Annotated in this window: 22 protein-coding genes; 2 read left to right on the top strand and 20 right to left on the bottom strand. The window is 55.6% G+C overall.

Translation table 11 applies throughout. The annotated features are described in order from the left end of the window. Positions 1-51: 51 nt before the first annotated feature. Positions 52-471 carry a thioredoxin TrxC gene (trxC, locus tag PGH32_RS13210; RefSeq protein WP_314422480.1) on the bottom strand — a complete coding sequence of 140 codons (420 nt, stop codon included), beginning with the start codon at positions 469-471 and terminating at the stop codon, positions 52-54. A 265-nt stretch (positions 472-736) separates the two neighbouring features. Between trxC and PGH32_RS13205 the strand changes: the two genes are divergently transcribed. Beyond that, positions 737-1,777 carry a tRNA/rRNA methyltransferase gene (locus PGH32_RS13205; RefSeq protein WP_314422487.1) on the top strand — a complete coding sequence of 347 codons (1,041 nt, stop codon included), beginning with the start codon at positions 737-739 and terminating at the stop codon, positions 1,775-1,777. A gap of 79 nt (positions 1,778-1,856) precedes the next feature. On the opposite strand, the gene emrB is transcribed toward PGH32_RS13205, so the two are convergent. From emrB to PGH32_RS13135, 14 genes are all read right to left on the bottom strand, one after another. Then, a complete protein-coding gene (gene emrB / locus PGH32_RS13200; protein WP_314422490.1) occupies positions 1,857-3,395 on the bottom strand; it encodes a multidrug efflux MFS transporter permease subunit EmrB in 1,539 nt (512 codons plus the stop codon). Between the two features lie 14 nt (positions 3,396-3,409). Next, on the bottom strand, positions 3,410-4,582 hold the full coding sequence (emrA, locus tag PGH32_RS13195) for a multidrug efflux MFS transporter periplasmic adaptor subunit EmrA (protein ID WP_337894242.1): 1,173 nt from the start codon (positions 4,580-4,582) through the stop codon (positions 3,410-3,412). A 168-nt stretch (positions 4,583-4,750) separates the two neighbouring features. Further along, positions 4,751-5,281, bottom strand: a complete 531-nt coding sequence (gene mprA, locus PGH32_RS13190) for a transcriptional repressor MprA (protein WP_314422509.1) — start codon at positions 5,279-5,281, stop codon at positions 4,751-4,753. Between the two features lie 82 nt (positions 5,282-5,363). Continuing rightward, positions 5,364-5,711 (bottom strand): L-valine transporter subunit YgaH, encoded by a 348-nt coding sequence (ygaH, locus tag PGH32_RS13185; protein ID WP_337894241.1) that lies wholly within the window; start codon positions 5,709-5,711, stop codon positions 5,364-5,366. Further along, complete coding sequence (locus PGH32_RS13180) at positions 5,708-6,451, bottom strand: AzlC family ABC transporter permease (RefSeq protein WP_337894240.1); 744 nt, start codon at positions 6,449-6,451, stop codon at positions 5,708-5,710. Before PGH32_RS13180 ends, ygaH begins: the two co-directional genes overlap by 4 nt. Positions 6,452-6,590: 139 nt before the next feature. After that, positions 6,591-7,775: an MFS transporter gene (locus PGH32_RS13175; RefSeq protein WP_337894239.1), complete on the bottom strand. Its 1,185-nt coding sequence runs from the start codon at positions 7,773-7,775 to the stop codon at positions 6,591-6,593. Between the two features lie 279 nt (positions 7,776-8,054). After that, entirely contained in the window at positions 8,055-9,050 is a 996-nt protein-coding gene (gene proX, locus PGH32_RS13170; protein WP_337894238.1) for a glycine betaine/L-proline ABC transporter substrate-binding protein ProX, read from the bottom strand. A 66-nt stretch (positions 9,051-9,116) separates the two neighbouring features. After that, entirely contained in the window at positions 9,117-10,385 is a 1,269-nt protein-coding gene (gene proW, locus PGH32_RS13165) for a glycine betaine/L-proline ABC transporter permease ProW (protein ID WP_337894237.1), read from the bottom strand. Continuing rightward, entirely contained in the window at positions 10,382-11,578 is a 1,197-nt protein-coding gene (gene proV / locus PGH32_RS13160) for a glycine betaine/L-proline ABC transporter ATP-binding protein ProV (RefSeq protein WP_314422553.1), read from the bottom strand. The genes proW and proV overlap by 4 nt, the downstream gene beginning before the upstream one ends. A gap of 391 nt (positions 11,579-11,969) precedes the next feature. Then, positions 11,970-12,929: a class 1b ribonucleoside-diphosphate reductase subunit beta gene (gene nrdF / locus PGH32_RS13155; RefSeq protein WP_314422556.1), complete on the bottom strand. Its 960-nt coding sequence runs from the start codon at positions 12,927-12,929 to the stop codon at positions 11,970-11,972. Between the two features lie 90 nt (positions 12,930-13,019). Then, positions 13,020-15,146 (bottom strand): class 1b ribonucleoside-diphosphate reductase subunit alpha, encoded by a 2,127-nt coding sequence (gene nrdE, locus PGH32_RS13150; protein ID WP_443112778.1) that lies wholly within the window; start codon positions 15,144-15,146, stop codon positions 13,020-13,022. Then, entirely contained in the window at positions 15,143-15,553 is a 411-nt protein-coding gene (gene nrdI, locus PGH32_RS13145; RefSeq protein ID WP_314422573.1) for a class Ib ribonucleoside-diphosphate reductase assembly flavoprotein NrdI, read from the bottom strand. Before nrdI ends, nrdE begins: the two co-directional genes overlap by 4 nt. A 4-nt stretch (positions 15,554-15,557) precedes the next feature. Further along, a complete protein-coding gene (nrdH, locus tag PGH32_RS13140; RefSeq protein WP_105593143.1) occupies positions 15,558-15,800 on the bottom strand; it encodes a glutaredoxin-like protein NrdH in 243 nt (80 codons plus the stop codon). A gap of 267 nt (positions 15,801-16,067) precedes the next feature. After that, positions 16,068-16,391, bottom strand: coding sequence for a DUF883 family protein (locus PGH32_RS13135; protein ID WP_337894236.1), 324 nt, complete (start codon positions 16,389-16,391; stop codon positions 16,068-16,070). A 149-nt stretch (positions 16,392-16,540) separates the two neighbouring features. On the opposite strand from PGH32_RS13135, the gene PGH32_RS13130 reads away from it, so the two are divergent. Beyond that, positions 16,541-16,876, top strand: a complete 336-nt coding sequence (locus PGH32_RS13130; protein ID WP_314422590.1) for a DUF2002 family protein — start codon at positions 16,541-16,543, stop codon at positions 16,874-16,876. Positions 16,877-16,903: 27 nt separating this feature from the next. On the opposite strand, the gene speG is transcribed toward PGH32_RS13130, so the two are convergent. The 5 genes from speG to PGH32_RS13105 all read right to left on the bottom strand — a co-directional run bounded on the left by speG (position 16,904) and on the right by PGH32_RS13105 (position 22,149). Beyond that, positions 16,904-17,467: a spermidine N1-acetyltransferase gene (gene speG / locus PGH32_RS13125; protein ID WP_314423144.1), complete on the bottom strand. Its 564-nt coding sequence runs from the start codon at positions 17,465-17,467 to the stop codon at positions 16,904-16,906. Positions 17,468-17,586: 119 nt separating this feature from the next. Then, entirely contained in the window at positions 17,587-18,456 is an 870-nt protein-coding gene (locus PGH32_RS13120) for a nucleoside-specific channel-forming protein Tsx (protein WP_314422593.1), read from the bottom strand. Between the two features lie 413 nt (positions 18,457-18,869). Then, a complete protein-coding gene (locus PGH32_RS13115) occupies positions 18,870-20,003 on the bottom strand; it encodes a DUF4056 domain-containing protein (RefSeq protein WP_337894235.1) in 1,134 nt (377 codons plus the stop codon). Between the two features lie 20 nt (positions 20,004-20,023). Next, positions 20,024-21,112, bottom strand: a complete 1,089-nt coding sequence (locus PGH32_RS13110; protein ID WP_337894234.1) for a BamA/TamA family outer membrane protein — start codon at positions 21,110-21,112, stop codon at positions 20,024-20,026. Between the two features lie 50 nt (positions 21,113-21,162). Further along, complete coding sequence (locus PGH32_RS13105) at positions 21,163-22,149, bottom strand: hypothetical protein (protein ID WP_314422616.1); 987 nt, start codon at positions 22,147-22,149, stop codon at positions 21,163-21,165. Between the last annotated feature and the right edge of the window lie 301 nt (positions 22,150-22,450).

Genomic DNA, 22,450 nt, shown 5'->3' with positions numbered 1-22,450 from the left:
GAGGGCTTGACCCCCACCGCCGCCTTTCTTCAGAAGGGGAGTACCGGCAGGCTAGATATTTTCATCAAGCCACTGGTCGAAAGGCGCTTTCGGCATCGCGCCGCTGAGCATATCCGCCATCTGACCCTGCTTAAACACCATAATGGTCGGAATGCTGCGGATACGGAAGCGGGCGCTCAGCTGCTGTTCGGCCTCGGTATTGACCTTAAGGAAACGCACTTTGCCGCTGCGCTCCTGCGCCACGGTTTCATACACCGGCGCGAAGTTGACGCACGGGCCGCACCACGGTGCCCAAAAATCAATCACCACCGGCAGATCGTCCTGCAGGTATTTGTCCAGCGTTTCAGCGGTGGCATTGATCACCTGGCCTTCGAACAGGGGGCTGCCGCAGCGGCCGCATTTAGCGCCATCGGTAACGCGCTCTTCAGGCACGCGGTTGGTTGCCTGGCAGGATACACAAACCGTATTCATCATTTACCTCGCAGATCGGCTCCAGGGTAAGCATTCACTTACCTCATTGATCGTTATAGTCCGGCCATTATGCTTGGCGATAATCTCCGCAACAAAATGATTTGTTCAATGGATATAATAGGCAATGTCTCATACGCTTTAGGCAGCAAATACACCGCGGCAGACGCGTTATCGGCTGATAAGCGGCTTTTATTGGAAGTTGATAGCTAACTGTTGCCACATCAGGTAATCTGCGCGCTTCGCGCTCAGCCCAGGTGGAGGAAAAATGAACGACGAATTTAAAGGTAAGAGCGGCAAGGTCAAAGTGATGTATGTCCGCGGTGAAGAAGAAGGTAGCGGTAGCAAGGGTGGATACAATCCTCGCACCGGTAAAGGCCCTCGCCAGGACGACACGCGCCGTCCATCTCGTAATGCTGACAGTAAGCCACGCGGCGGGCGCGATCGCGGCGAAGGGCGTTCTGACTCTCCGTGGCGCACCGTGTCCCGTGCGCCAAATACCACGCCTGAAACGGATAAACCGGATCACGGCGGTATCAGCGGTAAAAGCTTTATCGATCCGGAACAGCTGCGCCGTCAGCGTATGGAAGAGACGCGCGTGTATGGCGAAAACGCCTGCCAGGCGCTCTTCCAGAGCCGTCCGGAGTGCATCGTGCGCGCCTGGTTTGTGCAGAGCGTCACGCCACGCTTCCGTGATGCCCTGAAGTGGATGGCGGCAAACCGTAAGGCTTATCACACCGTTGATGAAGCCGAGCTGCAAAAAGCGTCCGGCACCGAGCACCATGGCGGCGTTTGCTTCCTGATTAAGAAGCGCGTTGGCATGCCGGTTGGCGAATGGCTGGCGAAAGCCGATGAGAAAGATTGTGTGCTGGCGCTGGAAGATATCGGCAACCCGCATAACCTTGGCGGCATTATGCGCAGCTGTGCGCACTTTGGCGCGAAAGGTCTGCTGGTGGACGATGCTTCTCTGCTGGAATCCGGTGCGGCAGTACGTACCGCTGAAGGCGGCGCGGAACACGTGCAGGCAATCAGCGGTGAAAGCTTTGCTGCGGGCCTGAAGGCTTTCCGTAAAGCGGGTTACACCATCGTAACCACCTCCAGCCATAAAGGTACGCCACTGTCGCAGGCTGAACTGCCGGCGAAAATGGTACTGGTTCTTGGCCAGGAGCGTGACGGTCTGTCAGAAAGCACCCTGGAGCAGGGCGACCTCAGCGTATCAATCGGCGGTACGGGCAACGTGGAAAGTCTGAACGTTTCCGTGGCAACCGGTATTCTGCTTGCCGAATGGTGGCGTCAGAACAAGGCGTAATCGGGATAAAAAAAGGGCGGCTGTTCGCCGCCCCTTAACAGTTCCGCAAAGGCGGCCGGTTTATTACCGGCCGCCTTTTTTAATGCGCACCGCCGCCGCCGCCTCCGGCACCAAACGGAGGGCGGGCAAACCACACCAGCACCAGCAGGATCAGGAACACCCCCGCCGAGGCCCAGAAAATCTCATTGGCGGAGATAATCAGCCCCTGATTGGTGATCTGCTGCGCCAGATACGCCGAGGCCTGATCGTGGGTCATGCCTAACTGCTCCAGCTTGCTGTACATCTCCTGAGAATTGGCGCTGTAGGGCGTCACGGACTCGGTGAGATGGGCATGGTGCAGCGACTCACGATCGGTCCACATGGTCGTGGTGATCGAGGTGCCGATGGAGCCGGCCAGCGTACGGGTGAAGTTCGACAGGCTGGATGCCGCCGCCAGCCGTTCCGGCGGCAGGCCGGAGAGGGTAATGGTGGTGAGCGGCATAAAGAAGCAGGCCACGGCAAAGCCCTGAATAAACTGCGGCCACGCCGATGCAGCGAAGTCCATCCCCGGCTCGAAGGTGTACGCGCGCCAGTAGAAGCAGATTGCGTAGACAATAAAGCTGAAGGTCACCAGCCGTCGCATATCCAGCTTATGGGCGAAGCGCCCGATAATCGGCGACAGAATAACCGGGATGATCCCGACCGGTGCCGAGGCCAGCCCCGCCCAGGTGGCGGTATAGCCATACACCTCCTGCAGCAGCTGCGGCAGCAGTACGATCGAGCCGAAATAGAGCATGTAGGCCAGGCTGATCGACAGGCACCCAATGGTGAAGTTTCGCGACTTAAATAGCGACAGATCCACTATCGGGTGATCGTCGGTCAGCTCCCACACCAGCAGCACCACGATCGCGACCACGGCGACCACCGTCAGCGTAATGATCTCCGGAGAGCTGAACCAGTCCAGTTCCTTACCCCGGTCCAGCATCACCTGCAGGCAGCCCACGCCCACCACCAGCAGCACCAGACCGACGGTATCAATCGGCCGGATGACCGTAGGCGTTTCGCGGTTGCGCAGCGTTTGCAGCGTCAGAACCACCACCGCAACGCCGATCGGCACGTTGATAAAGAAGATCCAGCCCCAGTGATAGTTATCGCTGATCCAGCCGCCCAGTATCGGGCCGCAGATCGGTGCAACGATCACCGTCATCGCCCACAGCGACAGCGCAATGCTGCGCTTCGCCGGGGGATAGTTGCTGAGCAACAGGCTCTGCGACAGCGGAATAAGCGGACCGGCGACGATCCCCTGAATCACGCGGAAGAAGATCAGCATGGTCAGGCTTTCTGACATGCCGCACAGCCATGAGGCGATGGCAAACGCCACCGTAGACCACAGGAACAGCTTCACCTCGCCAATGCGCTTTGCCAGCCAGCCGGTAATCGGGATCGAAATGGCGTTTGCCACGCCAAACGACGTGATAACCCACGTCCCCTGGGAGTTTGACGCCCCCAGGTTACCGGCAATGGTCGGGATCGCCACGTTGGCAATGGTGGAGTCCAGAACCTGCATAAACGTCGCCAGCGACAGCGCAATGGTCATCAGGACCAGCGGCGCGCCCTCAAGCGGTTTTTGTGCCATCACAACCTCCCGCTGACTCAGTTAGCATTCGCGCGGATGATATCGGCAATCAGGGCGTTAGCAGGAGCCAGATCCAGCGCCAGCGCATTACTTTCATAAGCAGGTTTACTGCGCACGCTGGTGGCAAGAACCGCGCCGTCACGATTGCTGGTATCAATTTTCACCAGCGTAGACAGGCCGATACGCAGCGGATGTTTCGCCACTTCCTGCGCATCCAGCTCAATACGCACCGGCAGGCGCTGAACCACTTTGATCCAGTTACCGGTGGCATTCTGCGCCGGCAGCAGTGAGAACACGCTGCCGGTACCCATATCCAGGCCGACAACCTTGCCGTGATAGACAATATCATCGCCGTAAATGTCGCTGACCACGGTGGCCGACTGCCCAATGCGCACGCCTTCCAGTTGGGTTTCTTTAAAGTTAGCGTCCACCCACAGATTCTCGGCCGGCACCACCGCCAGCAGCGGCGTGGAGCTGGTGATCTGGGAACCCACCTGCACGCTGCGGCGAGAAACATAGCCGTTAATCGGGCTGATCACGCTGGTACGCTGCAGTGCAAGCCAGGCATCGCGCAGTTCGGCCGCGCTCTGCTTAACGGCAGGCTGGTTTTCCAGCGAAGTATCCAGAATCATCGCCTGATTCGCATTGTACTGTTGGGTCGCCACATCGAGCTGGGCCTGAGCGGTCGCCACAGCATCACGGGCGTGCTGCAGGTCTTCACGACCGATCAGATTGGCGGCGCCCAGCGGTTCGCGGCGTTTTAAATCCGCCTGCGCCTGTACCAGAGCGGTTTTTTGCAGCGCGATGGTGGCCTGATACTGCTTACCGTTGATAATCAGCTGGTGGGTCTGCCGCACGCTGGTCGCGAGTGCAGTTTGGGCTTTCTCAAATGCTTGCTCGGCATCGGTACGATCCAGCGTGATCAGCACGTCGCCTTTTTTCACATAGTCGGTGTCATCAAACCACACTTTATTAACGCTGCCTGAAACCTGCGCCATAACCTGGGTCTGATTACCGGCAACATAGGCGTCATCCGTTTCCTGATAGTGACGTAACACCAGGAACCAATAGGTCAGATAGGCCACCCCGATAACAACAAACAGCACAGCCAGAAAAATCAGCGCGCCTTTGCGCGTCTTTTTTTTATTTTTCGGCTGCTGCGGATCCTGCGTGACCGCGTTTGCACTCATGTTTTTCTCCACGTTCTCTTGCCATTCAGGTTCGCCGGACATCCTGTCAGCAACAGCCTGAGTCTAAAATGCCAGCGGGATTAGCGCTGGCATGAGTTTATTTTTGGATGCTTAAAGTAACGATTCCCTGATACGGGTGTGTCGCACAATATGCTATTAGTGGTTCAATTAACGAGAAAGTGAAGCGATAACCTGCTCTTCATCCATTTTATCTAGGCGATTTAACAGCTTACGGATGATACCTTCCAGCTGGGATTTTTCGGAATCATTCAGCGAAGACCACAGAAGCTGCAGGCTCTGATGCTGCGGTGGCAGCAGCTGGCGCAGGAATTCATTCCCTTTTGGCGTCAGGTGCAGGTGCAGACAGCGGCGATCGTTATCGCTCTCGCGGCGTTCAATCCATCCCCGTTTTTCCAGCTCGTCGGCAATGCGCGTGGCGTTAGTACGGGAAGACCCGAGAGCTGAACTCAGCTCAGAAGGTTGAATGCTGTGATCTTCCTGCGCATCCAGCGTGATCAATGCCATGAACAGCGTCTCGTTAATCCCCTGAGCCTTCAGCATCTTGTTGCGGTTTTCCAGTAATTTGCTCTGCATATGCATACACAAACGGGTCAGCATGATCTCCTGCAGCGGGAAATCTTTCTGGCGATTCGCTCGAAAATTAAGCATCTGTTCAATGGGAGAAAACGAACTTTCCATTATAAAGGGACCTCATTAATTGAAACTGGTGTCGTAACGATGATGGCATTTGAGAAAGAACGCTTTCCCGGTTAGTGGCTGTTCACAAAGCCGAACTCATCATCAGTAATTTCCAGGTCACTCCATAACCCAGGGCGCTGAGCAGCGTTGATAAAACAATGCTGCGCGAAAAAAAGAACGTCAGACACAGCACGGCAAAGCCGAGCAGTGTGGGTATCAGTCGGTCAGGATGCCGCAGAATATCGGGCAGGCTGGAGACGATCAGCAGGGCGCAGATTGAGGCAATGCCGATGCTGTCTAACAGCAGCCCGGAGACGCCCCGCTTGATGCCGGTGGCATGTTTCCTGCCGTGCAGGCGCAGTGGCAGATAGCGAAACAGAAAGTTCGCCAGGCCAACCAGTGCACCGAGTAAAAGGATTTGGGAACTCACCGGCTCTCCCTGCCGCCCGGCGGCGGTAGCAGGCCCGCCAGACAGCCGGCAACGATGCCGCTCAGAATGGCAACGGGGATAGAGAACAGCATCATACCGGCAAGCGCCCCCGCCAGCGCGGCGATAACCGTAAAGCTCTGACGGCGCTGGAACGAGGCCAGCAGGAAGCTCAGGAACAGCGCGGGCAGCATAAAGGTCAGTGCGCCTTCAATGGCCGGATACTCATCCAGCAGGCCGTTACCGGACCATGCGCCTGCCACCGTACCGGCAACCCACGACAGCCAGGAGCAGAAAGCGATACCCAGCATCCAGTCTTCACTCCATCCGCGCCGGTCGCGGTATAGCTTGGCGGTCGCGGCAGCGAAGACCTCATCGGTCAGGCCAAATGCCCAGAAAGGGGTTTTACGCGGATTAAGCTTTTGAGTGATGCGCTGGCGTAGTGAGGGGCCATAAAGAATGTGCCGGACATCCATAGCCATTACGGTCAGTGCCGCTATCCACAGGGAAGCGCCCGCGCTGAGCAGGGCGGTAATGACGAACTGGCTGGCTCCGGCATAAATAATGCAGGAAAAAAATATCGCTTCGGACGGAGTAAACCCCAGTTTCGTCGCGTTAAGTCCGAAAGCAAAGGCCACCGGCACGTAACCGATTACGATTGGCAGGCTGTCGGTCACCCCTTCGCGCCAGCTGGAAGGGGGCAGATCTGCACTGTCCGAAAGATAGTTGTGTTCAGCTGTCATCGCCCGTATCGCTTGTGGTGCTGAATAATTGCATGTGAAAAAATAACCAGCTTGAATAAATTGCGTTTAACATTACCAGAGTGTGAAAACTGATAACAGGCCGTCGTGCCTGAAAAAACTTCATTTTTGACCCAAAAAATCAGCCCGCGGCGGCCTCGTGCTGAGAGTTTCGCCACCAGTTGAATAGATTAACGACGGTTAACAGAGCACCACACACGCAGACACCATACCAGCCCGCCATCTGATACGCCGAGGCGGAGAGCAGGGAACCCGCTGCGCCGCCGATAAAATAGCTGGTCATGTATCCCGATGTCAGGCGGTTACGCGCTTCAGGCATATGACGGTAAATCACGCTCTGGTTGGTGATATGCACCCCCTGAACCGCGAGGTCGAGCACCAGGATGCCGATCACCAGCGCAGTAAGTGAGTGCGCACCCACCGCTGTAATCCCCCACGAGAGAAGCAGGAGCACTAACCCTATGCTGGTGGTCAGTCGGGCCTTGCCTTTATCCGCCAGCGCGCCGGCCTGACGTGCGGCCAGCGCCCCTGCCGCCCCCACCAGTCCCAGCAGGCCGATCTCTCCCTCGGAGTAACCCCATTCGGGTGAGGAGAGCAGAAACGCCATCGAGGTCCACAGTACGCTGAAGTTGGCAAAAATCAGGCAGCCGGTAATGGCCCGGGTGCGCAGAATAGGGTGCTGAGCAAACAGCGAGAAAATCGACCGCAGCAGCTGGCCGTAATTCAGGGAAACCGATTGCTTATAGCGCGGCAGATAGCGCCACAGGGCCAGAGACATACAGACCATCAGCACGCTGGCGACCCAGTATACGGTGCGCCAGCCGCCCAGCTGTGCCAGCCCGCCCGCAACGGTTCGCGCCAGCAGGATCCCCAGCAGCAGCCCACTCATCACCGTGCCGACCACCCGGCCGCGTTTTTCCGGCGCGGCCAGCGTGGCGGCCAGCGGTACGAGGATCTGCGCTACGACGGAAAACAGCCCGGTCAGTACGGTTCCCAGCAGCATCAGCGGCAGCGTTGGGGACAGGGCGGTGATCACCATCCCGCCTGCCGCCAGCAGGCTCATCGTCACGATTAAACCGCGGCGCTCCAGCATATCGCCGAGCGGTACCAGCAGCAGCAGCCCCGCGGCGTAGCCGAGCTGAGCGGTGGTGACAATAAAACCGGCCTGATGGAAAGAGAGATCGAACGCCTGGGCAATAGTCGCCAGCAGCGGTTGAACATAATAATTACAGGCAACGGACAAACCGGTGGCAACGGACATCAGTGCGACCAGCGCCGGATTGAGTCCGGTATGGGGGGATTTCATGGCAGCCAGAACAGGAGTAAGAAATATCTCATAGGCTAATAGTAACCTAAAAAACTATTTCACTCACAGAATAATTAACAGGACAAACCAGTTCACCCGGGGCTTTCCGCGCGGTGAATACTGCCATCGATGCGGCTTTTTGCAGCCGGGGAGGAGTGCGATATCGGGGGGAAGCCATGGCTCCTGGATGGCGCGATCAAAATAAAAGGGCCGTTCGTCGAAGACGAGCGGCCCTTGAAAACGCGTTATCGAAATTATTTCGCAGCGGCTAATGCGCCTTTATTTCGCCGCGGCCAGTGCGTCTTTTACCCAGCCATCAAACATTGCCTGGTGAGCTTTGATCCAGCCGTCAACGTGGGCGTTGATATCGGCTTCGGAAGCCTGGCCGGTATGCATGCGCGCATTCTGTGCGTTGATATCGGCAATCGGCAGCTTCATTTCAGAGAACAGTTTCGCCGCGGCCGGATTTTTCTCCGCCCAGGCTTTGTTGGCAACAATGTGCATGGTGTTCACCGGGAAACCATAGTTCGCGCCGTTAGGCAGCTTGGTATCCACGTCTTTCTGCTCGCCCGGCATGGAAGAGAACGGCACCTGCAGCCACACCACATCGCGTCCCGGTACCAGCACATCGCTGACCCAGTAAGGCGTCCAGGTGTAGTACAGGATCGGTTTACCTTCTTTGAAGCGGGTTATGGTATCGGCGATCATCGCCGAGTAGTTACCCTGGTTATGCTCAACGCTGTTGCTGAGGTCGAAGGCTTTGATCTGATGGTTAATCACCGCTTCACAGCCCCAGCCTGGCGTACAGCCGGTCAGGTCCGCTTTGCCGTCGCCGTTGGTATCAAACAGCTTCGCCAGTTTAGGGTCTTTCAGCTGATCGATGCGGGTGATGTGGTATTTCTCGGCGGTTTTCTTGTCGATCAGATAACCCTGGGCCGCGCCCTGAACGTAGGTGCCTTCACGGTAGAATTTCGCGTCGCCGCCTGCCGCTTTATACATATCGTCGTGCAGCGGCTGCCAGTTAACGGCGGTGAAGGTGGCATCGCCGGAAGCGATCGAGGTATAGCCAACGTTGTAATCCACCTCGCTGGTGCTGTCCACGGTGTAGCCCAGTTTTTCCAGCGCGCGGCTGACCAGCTGCGTCTGGAAGCTCTCTTCGCTGATGGTGCTCTGAACCGGCTTAACGGTGATGCCTTTACCCGGAAGATCGGCGGCGGAAACCTGAGCGGCGGCCAGCGTAGTTAATGCGGCGGCCAGCAGTGCGGTCTTGCGCATAGCAACTCCTTATTGTCATTCATCGTGTGGAGGTAAGCGGCGGCACGCTTTCGCGCCGCCGAAAGTTTATTTCACAAACGGACGGGTCAGCAGACCCAGCGGACCGGTCGCGTACCAGCGGCGGTTGCCGCGGCTGCGAACGTCGCGGCCCAGCGACTGGGTCAGGCGGTCGAGGATAATCGCCAGAATCACGATGCCGACGCCGCCAACGGTAGCCAGACCCATATCGAGTCGGCCAATGCCGCGCAGGACCATCTGGCCCAGACCGCCGACGGCAATCATCGACGCAATAACCACCATCGACAGGGCCAGCATCAGCGTCTGGTTCACGCCGGCCATAATGGTCGGCATCGCCAGCGGCAGCTGCACTTTAAACAGCATCTGGCGCGGGCTGGCACCGAACGATTCCGACGCCTCAATCAGATCGGCAGGGACCTGCTTGATGCCGAGGATAGTCAGACGAACTATCGGCGGCAGGGCAAAGATAATCGTCACCACCACGCCCGGCACGTTACCGATACCGAACAGCATGACTATCGGCACCAGATAGACGAACGCGGGGGTCGTCTGCATGGCATCCAGCAGCGGACGAATAATTTTTGCTGCCCGCTCGCTGCGCGCCAGCCAGATCCCCAGAGGTAGCCCGATGACGATACAAAACAGCAGGGCGGTCAGCACCAGCGCCAGCGTCACCATCGCCTGCGACCAGGCACCGATAGCGCCGATGGCCACCAGTGAAACCAGCGTGGCGATGCCCATTCCCAGCCCTGACATCTGCCAGGCAATCAGCGCGAACAGCACGATCGCTACCGGCGCGGGCATCCCGGTCAGTAACTGCTGGAAGCCGCTGAGGATATAGTCCACCGGCAGGCGGATCCCCTGGAACAGCGGGCGAAAATGCGATACCACCCAGTCGATGCCGGTAGTCACCCAGCTATCCAGCGGGATCAGCGTTTTGTGAAACGGGTCGAGGATATTGAAATGTTCAACCTGCGGAGCCGGTGCGCTGTTCAGCCAGTCGCTGCCGCCGCTGGCTGCGGCGTGACCGCCGTCGGGTGCGCCCCAGGCGTCACCGCCGGTGGTGGCGCCGCCGTCAGTCGGGGCTGAAGCCGCGCCGCCATCGGCGGGTGCCGATGCGCTGCTGCCCCAGGGATCGCTGCTGGAGGCCGCTGCGTTCCCGTCAGCCGGTGCGCCCGACGTGCCGCCATCAGCCGGCGCCGTCGTGCTGCCACCCCAGGGATCGCTACTGGCCGACGCTGCGTTACCGCTCGCTGCCTGGCCGCCGTCTGCGGCGCTGGTGGACGTGTCCCACGGATTACTGGTTTGTTTGCTCATGGTTGACCTCCATCACGATCTAATGCTTGCAGTAACATGCCTTTGGAAATAATACCGATGTATTGACCCTGTTCGCCGGTCACCGGAACCGCACAGGGAGCCTGCGCCACGTGGGACAGCAGGTCGCTTAACGACGTGTCGCCCGGCACCGCCGCAGGATTTTCCAGAAACGCATGATTCAGCCCCTCTCCGGCGGCCAGGGCCGCTTTCAGGGAATCGGTGGAGACCACGCCGACGAATTTCTCTTTCGCCAGCACGTAGCCGTATTCGCGGTCGTTGTCCTGCAGCAGCTTGATCGCCGAGCGAGGGCCAAAGCCCGGAGCCTGGCGGATCAGCGCGGCGGCACTGCGGCGGGCAATATCCTTCGCGCTGAACACCTGGCTGATGTCCACGCCGCGGAAGAAGGTGCGGACATAGTCATTGGCCGGGTTATTCAGGATTTCGTCCGGTGTACCCACCTGCACCACTTCACCGCCCTGCATAATCGCAATACGGTCGCCAATTCGCATGGCTTCATCCAGATCGTGGGAGATAAATACGATGGTGCGCTGATGCCGGGATTGCAGTTTTACCAGCTCATCCTGCATTTCAGTACGGATTAAGGGATCGAGCGCGGAGAATGCTTCATCCATCAATAATATATCCGGATTAATTGCCAGCGCGCGGGCTAATCCCACACGCTGACGCATGCCGCCGGAAAGTTCATCGGGATAAGAATGAGCATAATTTTCAAGACCCACCTGGCGCAGCGCTTCCAGCGCTTTTTCCTGTCGCTCCTGCAACGGCGTTCCCGCTAATTCCATACCGAAGGCGGTATTATTTAATACCGTCATATGCGGCATCAGCGCGAATGACTGGAATACCATGCTGATCTTATTTCTGCGGACCTGACGTAATTCACTGTCAGATATTTTGGCAATATCTTCACCGTCAATAATGACCTGGCCGCGGGTGGGTTCAATCAGACGATTGAGAAGGCGAACCATGGTGGACTTGCCGGAACCGGAGAGCCCCATGATGACGAAGATCTCGCCTTCTTCAATGGCCAGACTGGCGTCCTTAACGCCAAGAGACAGCCCGGTTTTTTCCAGAATCGCCTCTTTGCTGAGCCCTTTATCAATATACTTAAATGCCCGCTCGGGATGTTCCCCAAAAACTTTATATAAATTCTTAACTTCTAATTTAATTGCCATGCATTAATTAATTCCTGGTTGATTAATTTTCTTATAGGGGTTCTTCTTTCAGTTTAGTTATTAACGATATATACCGTAGCACACTGAGACTCAGAGGCAACCCTTGAGGCGGCATTTGAAAATGCCAGGGGAGATGTCAGTATCAAAGAATACCAGTGCTGGTAAGGGATTGCGCGGTGCTGAGCAGGGATGAAAAAAAACGATATTTACCTAAGAAATATCCCTGTGTTGCGGAAATATGAACGCACCAGAGGTGAAAATAGGGATAATCGGGCAGGGTTGGCAATCGATTATTGAAAGCAAAAAATCAGCCGATTGGCTGATTTTAATTACTAATTTCGTAGGGAACTATTATAAGCGGGGGTCCGATAAGAATCCCCCCGTAAAGCAATTAAAAGTCCCAGTCTTCGTCTTCGGTATCGACCGCTTTACCCATGACGTAGGATGAACCGGAACCGGAGAAGAAGTCGTGGTTTTCATCCGCGTTCGGTGACAGTGCGGAAAGAATTGCCGGGTTCACATCGGTCATTTCCGCCGGGAACAGCGCCTCATAGCCCAGGTTCATCAGCGCCTTATTGGCGTTGTAGTGCAGGAATTTTTTCACATCTTCCTGCCAGCCGACGCCCTGGTAAAGCGCATCGGTATATTCCACTTCGTTCTCATACAGCTCCAGCAGCAGCCCTACGGCGAACTGCTGCAGATCCTCTTTACGCTCGGCACTCTGGCTTTCCAGCGCTTTCTGGTACTTATAGCCAATGTAGTAGCCGTGTACCGCTTCATCTTTAATAATCAGGCGGATAAGGTCGGCGGTGTTGGTCAGCTTACCGCGGCTGGACCAGTACATCGGCAGATAAAAACCGGAGTAGAACAGGAACGATTCCAGGAACACGCTGGCAATTTTCTTTTTCAGCGGGTCGTTTTCATAGTAGTGCTGCAGGATGATGTCGGCCTTGCGCTGCAGCGGCGCGTTCTCTTCGCTCCACGCGTAGGCGGCATCGACATCGCTGGTGTGGCAAAGCGTAGAGAAGATCGAGCTGTAGGAGCGGGCATGCACCGCCTCCATAAAGCTGATGTTGGACATCACCGCCTCTTCATGCGGGGTGAGCGCATCGGCCATCAGCGCCGGAGCGCCCAGGGTGTTCTGGATGGTATCCAGCAGCGTCAGGCCGGTGAACACGCGGATGGTCAGCTGCTGTTCATCGGCATTGAGACCGTTCCACGCCGGAATATCGTTCGACAACGGTACCTTTTCCGGCAGCCAGAAGTTGCTGGTCAGGCGGTTCCACACTTCCAGGTCCTTTTCGTCTTCGATTTTATTCCAGTTAATAGCGTGAACTTTCTTCAGTTTCATAGTGATATCTTTAGTTCCGATCCGGCAGCGGCCGGCCGCGAAAAATGTAGACGGGGCCGGCGCGACGCCGGCCCACGGTTGAATGTGCTGTTACAGCGAACAGGAAACGCAGCCTTCCACTTCGGTTCCCTGCAGGGCCATCTGACGCAGACGGATGTAGTACAGCGTCTTGATGCCTTTCTTCCACGCATAGATCTGCGCTTTATTGATATCGCGGGTGGTGGCGGTATCGCGGAAGAACAGCGTCAGCGACAGGCCCTGATCGACATGGCGGGTGGCTTCAGCATAGGTATCAATAATCGCTTCCGGTCCGATGTCGTAGGCATCGCGGTAGAAGTCCTGATTATCGTTATTCATAAACGGGGCCGGGTAGTAAACGCGCCCGGTTTTGCCCTCTTTACGGATCTCAATCCGCGAGACGATCGGATGAATGCTCGATGTCGCGTGGTTGATATACGAAATCGAACCGGTCGGTGGGATAGCCTGCAGGTTCTGGTTATACAGACCGTCTTTCATCACCGCCGCTTTCAGCGTCTGCCACTGCTCGCGGGTCGGGATCTCAATCCCGGCATCGGCAAACAGTGCGGCGACGCGGGCAGTGCGCGGCTGCCAGCTCTGCTCAACGTACTGATTAAAATACTCACCGCTGGCATAGCGTGAATCGCTAAAGCCGCTGAAGGTAGTACCGCGTTCACGCGCCAGCAGGTTCGAAGTCCTCAGTGCGTGATAGGTGATCGTATAGAAGTAAATATTGGTGAAATCCAGACCCTCTTCGCTGCCGTACTGAATGCGTTCGCGTGCCAGATAGCCGTGCAGGTTCATCTGACCCAGGCCGATAGCGTGCGACTGCGCATTACCCTCCTCAACGGACGGCACCGAGCTGATGTGGCTCTGATCGGAAACCGCGGTCAGACCGCGTATCGCGATTTCTACCGTGCGGGCAAAGTCTTCTGAATCCATGGCGTGGGCAATATTCAGCGAACCGAGGTTGCAGGAAATATCCTTGCCGATGCGGCGATAGCTGAGATCGTCGTTGTACTCGGTCGGGGTGTTAACCTGCAGGATCTCCGAGCACAGGTTGCTCATATTAATCCGCCCGTGGATCGGGTTGGCGCGATTAACCGTATCTTCAAACATGATGTACGGATAGCCCGATTCAAACTGGATTTCTGCCAGCGTCTGGAAGAATTCGCGCGGATTAATAAACGTTCGGCGGATGCGCTCGTCGGCCAGCATCTCGTCATACTTCTCGCTGATGCTGATATCGGCAAACGGCAGGCCGTAGAGGCGCTCCACGTCATACGGGGAGAACAGCGCCATCGGCTGATTGTCTTTCGCCAGCTGGAAAGTCACATCAGGAATGACCACGCCGAGCGACAGCGTTTTTATGCGAATTTTTTCATCGGCGTTTTCGCGCTTGGTATCCAGGAAGCGCAGAATATCCGGGTGGTGGGCGTTCAGATAAACGGCACCGGCACCCTGGCGTGCGCCCAGCTGATTGGCATAAGAGAAGGCATCTTCCAGCATCTTCATCACCGGGATCACGCCGGATGACTGGTTTTCAATGCGCTTGATCGGTGCGCCGGATTCGCGCAGGTTCGAAAGCAGGAACGCTACGCCGCCGCCGCGCTTGGAAAGCTGCAGCGCCGAGTTTACCGCACGACCAATCGACTCCATATTGTCTTCAATACGCAGCAGGAAGCAGGACACCAGCTCGCCGCGCTGCTGTTTGCCGCAGTTCAGGAAGGTGGGGGTCGCAGGCTGGAAGCGCCCGGCGAGGATCTCATCGGTCAGCGACAGCGCCAGCGCCTGGTCACCTTTCGCCAGGGTCAGCGCCACCATGCATACGCGCTCGGTAAAGCCTTCCAGATAGCGTTTGCCATCGAAGGTTTTCAGCGTGTAGCTGGTATAAAATTTCCAGGCACCCAAAAACGTCTGGAAGCGGAAGCGGCGCGAGTAGGCCTGCTCGAACAGCGCGCAAACGAAGTCGAACGGATAGGCGTTCAGCACATCGGCTTCGTAATAGCCTTCCGCGACCAGATATTGTAAACGCTCGGCCACGGAAGCGAACTGCACGCTGTTAGGAATAACGTGCTGGATAAAGTACTGACGCGTGGCTTCGCGATCTTTTTCGAACTGGATGTTGCCCTCGGCATCATACAGATTCAGCATCGCATTGAGCGCGTGATAATCAGGTGCGGCCGCTGCGGCCTCTATGAGGGTGCTGTCTGTCGCTGCCAAAATTCGGTTACTCCCTTGTAAACGTTAGCGATATCGTCGGCGGTGCCCATCAGCTCAAAGCGATAGAGGTACGGCACCTGACATTTACGCGCAATAATGTCGCCAGCGAGGCAGTAGGCCTCACCGAAGTTACGGTTTCCGGCAGCGATAACGCCGCGGATCAGCTGACGATTATTGGTATCATTAAGAAACTGAATGACCTGCTTAGGCACCGCGCCATGACTCGTGCCGCCGCCGTAGCTGGGCACGATCAGAATATAGGGCTGGTCTACCTGCAGGCGCTGAGCGCTGTCTAACGGAATGCGTCGCGCCGGCAGGTTTAAGCGGGTAACAAAACGGTGGGTGTTTTCCGACAGGCTGGAGAAATATACCAGCGTAGTCATCGCCTTAACCCCGGACGGCAGCCAGATGGCTTAACGCCTGAATTTTATCCGGGCGGAAACCGCTCCAGTGATCCTGTTCGGCCATGACGACCGGGACCTGGCGATAACCAAGAGACTTGAGAGTTTCAACGTGAGCAGGTTCGCTATCGAGGTTGATCAGCTGATAGTCGATCCCTTTCTTATCCATCGCATTTTTTGTCGCGTTGCACTGGACACAATTATTTTTAGTGTAAATAATAATGCGCATGATTCGTATTCACCTTACGGGCTGGTTAACTTAGTCTCTGGCGCGGAAATTACTGCCCGACTCGCGCCGCCACTGCCACACCATGTTGCGTGGTCTTGATGAAGTGAATACTAGATATAGTGGCCATAAAAAGCAACCACACAAGATATAGGAAAAGCGTATTTATTTAGCCAGCTTGCTCACAAGCCTTATGCCACAAGGTTTTGCGCAGATAAAAAAAATGCCCGCACTGTGATCGGCGAGCATTTGTTCAAAAAATAAACGGTACTAACGGCGGGTTGTGGTGGTGGCGATGAGTGCCCCGATGACGACGCCGAGGGCGGCGCCGATCCCAACGCCGTGCCAGGGTTTGTCACGAACATAGGTGTCCACCTGCGCGCCCGCATCCCTGGCTGCCTGAGTTACCCGGTTATTGCCCTGCAGTCTGGCGCGGGTCTCTTTCAACAGGCTTTCTGCACGGTTTCTGGCCCCTTCCACGTCATCCTTCGCTTTACTGCCGTAGGATTTCAGCAGGTCATCAAGCGTATCTGCCAGCAGTGAAACATCTTCACTCAGGTCAATATCATTATTTTTCGCTGTCCGGTTGAACATTTTCGCTCCCTGGTTTTGAAATGTACTATTAAGTATAGACAGGCTAAAAATCCGTGACGCTGAAAACCTGCGTTTATGGATTATTCCGAAAGCCTCGACTATGTGGCCTGAGGTAAGGTTGCGGGGTTTGCAGACACAGAGGAAAAAGCATGTATTTACGACCTGATGAGGTAGCTCGCGTACTGGAAAAGGCGGGATTTGAGATGGATACGGTTACCGCTAAAAGCTACGGTTACAGTCGGGGTGAAAACTACGTCTATGTTAATCGTGAGGCGCGATTGGGTCGTACGGCGCTGGTGATCCATCCGACATTGAAAGAGAGGAGCCAGGCCATTGCGGTACCGGCTTCAGATATTAAAACCTGTGAACACTATGTCCGCTTCCCGATGTATCTGGTTGGGGATTCGAACGATCACTACGGTATTCCTTACGGATTCAGCTCACGTGCCGCGCTGGAACGCTATCTGGAACGCATGTTCGACTGATTCCCCGCCCGATGAGCGGGGAGGGCGTTACTGGGCCGTTGGGCTGACCATCCCACTGCCGTTTACCGGCCTGAATTTTTCCAGATACTGATGCTGGAAAATGCACATACGGATGGTGTTGCGGTACTCCCCGTTAATAAAGAATTCGTGAATGAGTTCCCCTTCCACGATAAAGCCCAGCTTGCGGTAAATATGGATAGCCTTCTCGTTTTCTTTGTCGACGATCAGATAGAGCTTGTACAGATTCAGTACTGAGAAACCGTACTCCATCGCCATTTTTGCCGCTCTGCTGGCCAGCCCTTTACCCTGATGGCTGGGCGCGATAATAATCTGAAACTCCGCCCGGCGGTGGATGTGATCGATCTCCACCAGTTCAACCAGCCCGGCGCTGACCCCTTTATGCTCTACCACAAACCGCCGTTCGCTCTGATCGTGAATATGCTTGTCATAAAGATCGGAGAGTTCAACAAAAGCTTCATACGGTTCTTCAAACCAGTAACGCATCACGCTGGCGTTATTATCAAGCTGATGAACAAAACGCAGATCCTCACGTTCCAGAGGCCGCAGCTTAATGCTGTGATCGGCAGACATCGCAGACATAAAAATTCCTTTAGCTAAGGCAGTATTGCCCCGGCCAGTATACCTGCTGCGGGCAGGCAAAAAAAATGCGCCCGCAGGCGCATTAAGAATTCAGCAAGGTTGTACCGCTATCAGAAGTTGTAGCCGACAACCAGGTAGTAACCAAAACCGTTAGATTTGACGTGGAACGGACCGTTGCCGAAGTTCAGCTCGGTGCCATCGTTCCACTGGCCGCCGTTGTGGAAGTAACGCGCCACGAACGAGTAGTGCCAGTGATCGTAGCCCAGTGACAGAATATGACTGGAGGCGATAGAGTTGCTGGTGCGCGCTGGCGCGGAGTTGTCGCCCAGATCGGAACCCCAGTCAAAGTTGGTGAAGCCGATATAGCTCAGGTTACCGCCCCACAGGCTGGTGATCGGCACAAAGTATTTCACCTTGAAGCGATAGCCATCCCACTCATTTTCGTTAGCGGCACCGTAGTTCGCCCACTGATACTTCGCATAAACGTTCAGCGACAGGCCAACGTCCGAATGCGTATCGATATCGGTACCCAGACCCATGTACCAGGTGTTCTGGCGGTTAGCGCGGTTGTCACCCATATCGTAGATATAGTTGTTGGCGAAATACCACTCTTTGAACGGACCAAAGCCCAGGTTAGTGCCGGTCAGTTTATCGATAGAGAAGCGGGGTTCAATTTCCATAAAGAACGGGGAACCGTTATCCCATGCGCCCTTATCGTTACCGTTGCCCACGCCGAAGAATTTAGGCACATCGATGTAACCGTAGAAATCAAACCAGTCTTTTTTCGCGAAGGCTTCATATTCCAGGTAAACATCGTTGTTCAGCTGAGGTCCGAAACGGGTGTGGTAGCTTCCTACTACGTTGACGCTCTGGTGCCACCAGTCGGAAACGTATTCAGGGCTGCTGCTCGTATCTGCGAAAGAGGAATGGGTATAAGAGAGCGCTGCCAGCGCGCCAGCCATCATAATTTTATATTTCATTATTTTACCACATGCTCAAAGACCATCCTCTGCAGCCAGCGCGAGGGTCAGGTTGGGTTGATTAAGACACCTAATCCGGGGCTAAAAAGATTGATAAAAGCACCCGTCAGTAATGTTGCGGCAGTGTGCCGCTATCCGGCTCTAAGGAAATAGAGATTGCTCACACTTGTCAAATTCTGTTTCATTTCAAATCAGCTAAAATGTGATGTGTGTCACATTAATAGTCGTTCAGTAAGGGAACTTTCCGCTTTACGTCAATGTGGTGATTAAGTCAGCAGCTAAACGTTTGCCTGCGGTAAGCGCCTTCAGGAAGGGGAGGAATCTGACGAAAAGAGGGCGATGGCGGTGTGAGTAAACGTAATCAAAGATAACTTTTTATTATGGTTTTTCGGATTGGACGGGTGAATGCCTGCTCAGTTACAGCGGTAGCGCAGGCTGGCCAGATGGCGGAGGTCGGCAGACTTAGCTCGCTGAGCCAGCGCGGGGAAATCGGTGAAAAGGTAGTGTGATTCCGGTGGAGGCAGGTGGGCCATCGCCCGTCCCCGCCGGATTTCCAGGCGGCCATAGCGGGCAAGTGGAATACCGTGAAAGTGGGCGGGCAGTGTCAGTCTCAGAGCCGGAACCCCTTCCCACGCTCGTGAGGGCATCCGCCGTTCACTGACATCATAGTTTCGGTAGCGCAGCAGAAATTTATCCGGCAGGCGGCAGCGGCTGTTCCACCACAGGCGGTCCAGCATATCAAAGTTAAAGCGCGTACCGGCAGGGGATTTTGCCCCAAGCTGCGCCAGCGCCTGAGGGATCAGTGTGCTCATGGCCTGCTGGTAGCGCGACACGGACGCGCCCCCACCGGCGTTGAGTAAGTCAATCGCCACGCGGGTACCGAGCAGGTTGGAGTAGAGATCTTCCGGAGAAAATGCCGACACGCCCTCAGAGAAGCCCGGCACCGATTCAAAGCCATACCACTGCGCCACCTCATGCCATGCGGCAAGTTCGAAGGCCAGATGGGCGGCGAGGTAAACCGCCAGACGATAGCGGTCGGTCGCGCTGGCCGGTGGAGTGTAAGTAAACAGGCGAATTTCGCGCTGTCCCAGCTCGTCGTCAAGTTTAAGTGTGGTATCCAGGCCCATCCGCGGCCAGATGTGGCTGAACAGCCAGAGCGTGTTATCGGCGCTGTCGCGCAGATGCGCCAGATCGATAAACCCTCCCCGGCGGGTGTAGATCAGGCCGTTATGCTCGCCGTTAATGCCGAGCAGGGTGCTCAGCGTATCCAGAAAGCTTGGATTGAAGTGATGCTGTCCGGTATCCGCGGCGGCCACAACATTATCCAGCTGATACCACGGCACCGGGATGCCAAACAGCTTTGCCCGAAGATGATAGCCAAAAGCGCAGCAGGGTCGCAGACCCCCCGGCTGCGGCAGGGGGCGGGGCAACAGCCACACTCGCGGTGACTCGCCTGCCGGAAGGCTGAGATCCGCCAGCGGAAGGCGCGTGCGGTTAACATGATGAGCCTGGCAGTGGGTAAGGAGAAGCGCAGGTAACAGCAGCATAAGACGCCACCAGGGGACAATCAAAATGCCTCCCCAACCTGAAAGTAAAAGCCGGAACTGTGCTGCCCCAGGCCATAATCGAGCCGAACGTTCATGTTTTTCTTGAATTCGAAGCGGTACCCGGCACCTATCGACGGCAGCCAGTGCCCGTCCAGGACTTCACTGGGTTTGTCTGACATATTCCCTGCGCCAATCCACGCCACCACTCCGTGACGCCAGCTGAGTTTTTTACGCCATTCAAGCTGACTGCTCAGCATATTACGGTCGCGATAGCGGCCTTCGTAATAGCCGCGCAGATGATGGCTGTCACCGAGCAGCGATTGCATGGTCCAGGGGACGTGCCCCTGGGTAAAACGGCTGTAGACTTCCCAGGCTATGAGGCTGGTATCGTTAATGGCATGGTAAACATCGTACTGCGCGTCGAAAGCATCAAAGCGATTGTCGCTGGCCAGCGCCGGAGTGTACCAGGTCCAGGCAAGATTCAGCGCCTGCCCGCGCGATGGGTTCGCGACAAAATCCCGCGAATCATAGCTGAAGAGCAGGCTGGCACCTGAACTCAGAATATGCCGCGACTCATCCTGATGGTAGAAGCTGCCGTTGGGTTTATGCTGCAGCGAGGACGCACCCTCATACGAGAAAGACCAGCCCACGCCGGCGTAGGTGTGGTTAGCCAGCTGATAGAGGATCCTTGGTACGCCGCTGAGTTTGGTTGAGTCGTAGGACTGCTTGCCCCGCTGCCCCCGGCCAGCCCGATACCCCTCTCCCCAGTAGTGCAGCGGCCTGCGGCTGAGATCGCCTGACAGGTAAAAGCGCCAGCGGTCATTGTTGATAAACGTATAATTCTCATAGCCGACGCCAAAGGCACCGGTGGAGCTGGCAAAGCCGGTAAAAGACAGTGAGGAGAGCGGCGTATCGCGCTGGCGATCGTCCGGCCGGTACAGCCCGACGGCCGCCACCCCGACGCCGACGCCCAGCTCTGGCGTATAAAAAGGGCCGGGAACAATACCCCAGTCAATGGTTTTACGCGTATCGGCCTTACGATCCGCACCGAGCTTATTCAGAAAGCGATCGATTTTTTCCCGGCTGGGAATGACGGTGGCCTGACTCATCGGGGAGAGGGTCATCAGGCCACAGAGAAGGAAGGTGTTAAACCGCATGTTCAGAAACGAAACTCTCCGCCGACCATAAAGCTGTTACGGTTGGAAAAGCCCACTTCACTGGTGATATTAAAGTTACGGGTCAGCTCATACTGTCCACCGACCAGGATATTCCACGGAGATTTAAGATGCTGCTTCACCCGGAAACGTCCTTTATCGTCTGCGTTAACAAAATTCACCAGGCTGCTGAGCTGCGTTGGCATATGCAGATCGCTGATATTACCTCTGAAGTCCTGATCGACATCCTGATACATCGTGCCCACCCACAGGCTGGCATGGGTAACCGGAATGGAGAATCTCTCTACGCCGGGCACGGTAAAGCGATAACCGACGCGTGGAGTAAAGGTAAACGCAGAAATATTACCGTCCAGAATGTCAAAATGCGTTTCGGTATAGTTGAAGTCCATGGTACCGAACCAGTCATGATAACCGTAGGCCAGCGTGGTACCGCCGCCCCAGGTGGTTCCTTTAAATTTCAGCGTAAAATCCAGATCCTTCAGCTCTGGCGGGCAGCCTGCATCCGTAATGCAGGCACTGACGCTGGAAACGGAGCGCCCTTTGGTGTGCCCGACAATGCCGTAAACATTCATAAAGGGAAACAGCCACGTGTCCAGCCTGGCCGTATCGGTTTTACTTTTTTCACGAGTGTGCCCGACGAGAATATTAAACATATTATCGACCGGGATCGGGCTCATTCCGGGGAACAGGCTGGGGATTTTCAGATTGGAGAAATCGATACTCTTAACTTTGATATTCTGGTGAATATTCATATGGTTGTAACCAATACCATACGGATCCGGCAGATCGTAGCCTCGATCCCGTAGCTCCTTGCCAAAGAAGGGCAGAGGGCCGGTTGTTTCACCAAAAAGATCCGGGGCTCGCTCCCTGGGCGGCGTGGTGGTTGCCACCGAGGGGGTCAGTGGGTCGCTGTGATAATCGTAAGAAGGTGCATCTTTTTCCATAATGGGTACGGCGGCTTGTGTGACCATGACGGGCGCTGAGCACAACAAAATACCGCAAAGCGTATACGCTTCCCTGCAGTAAACCTTTCTCATAGTTCCATTCCATTTGAGGCTATGCCATAAAGAATGCATCATAATTTAATAATGTGTGTTTTATTAAAACAGAAAATGCGGGTAATTATAAGATTATGATTTTTATGAATAATAAATTGTTTTGGGTTTATTTCTTCGCTTTTTTTAATTCTAAATGATTAGGCTGAATCTTAAATATAAATTGTAAGGCGGGGCGCTCAATTTCAGGGAAATAAAGCCGGAATAAACCGACGAG

It is taken from the genome of Erwinia sp. SLM-02, assembly GCF_037450285.1.
Taxonomy (GTDB): Bacteria; Pseudomonadota; Gammaproteobacteria; order Enterobacterales; family Enterobacteriaceae; genus Erwinia.
Note: the sequence above shows the minus strand (reverse complement) of the source record. Positions and strands in the feature narration are given on the sequence as shown.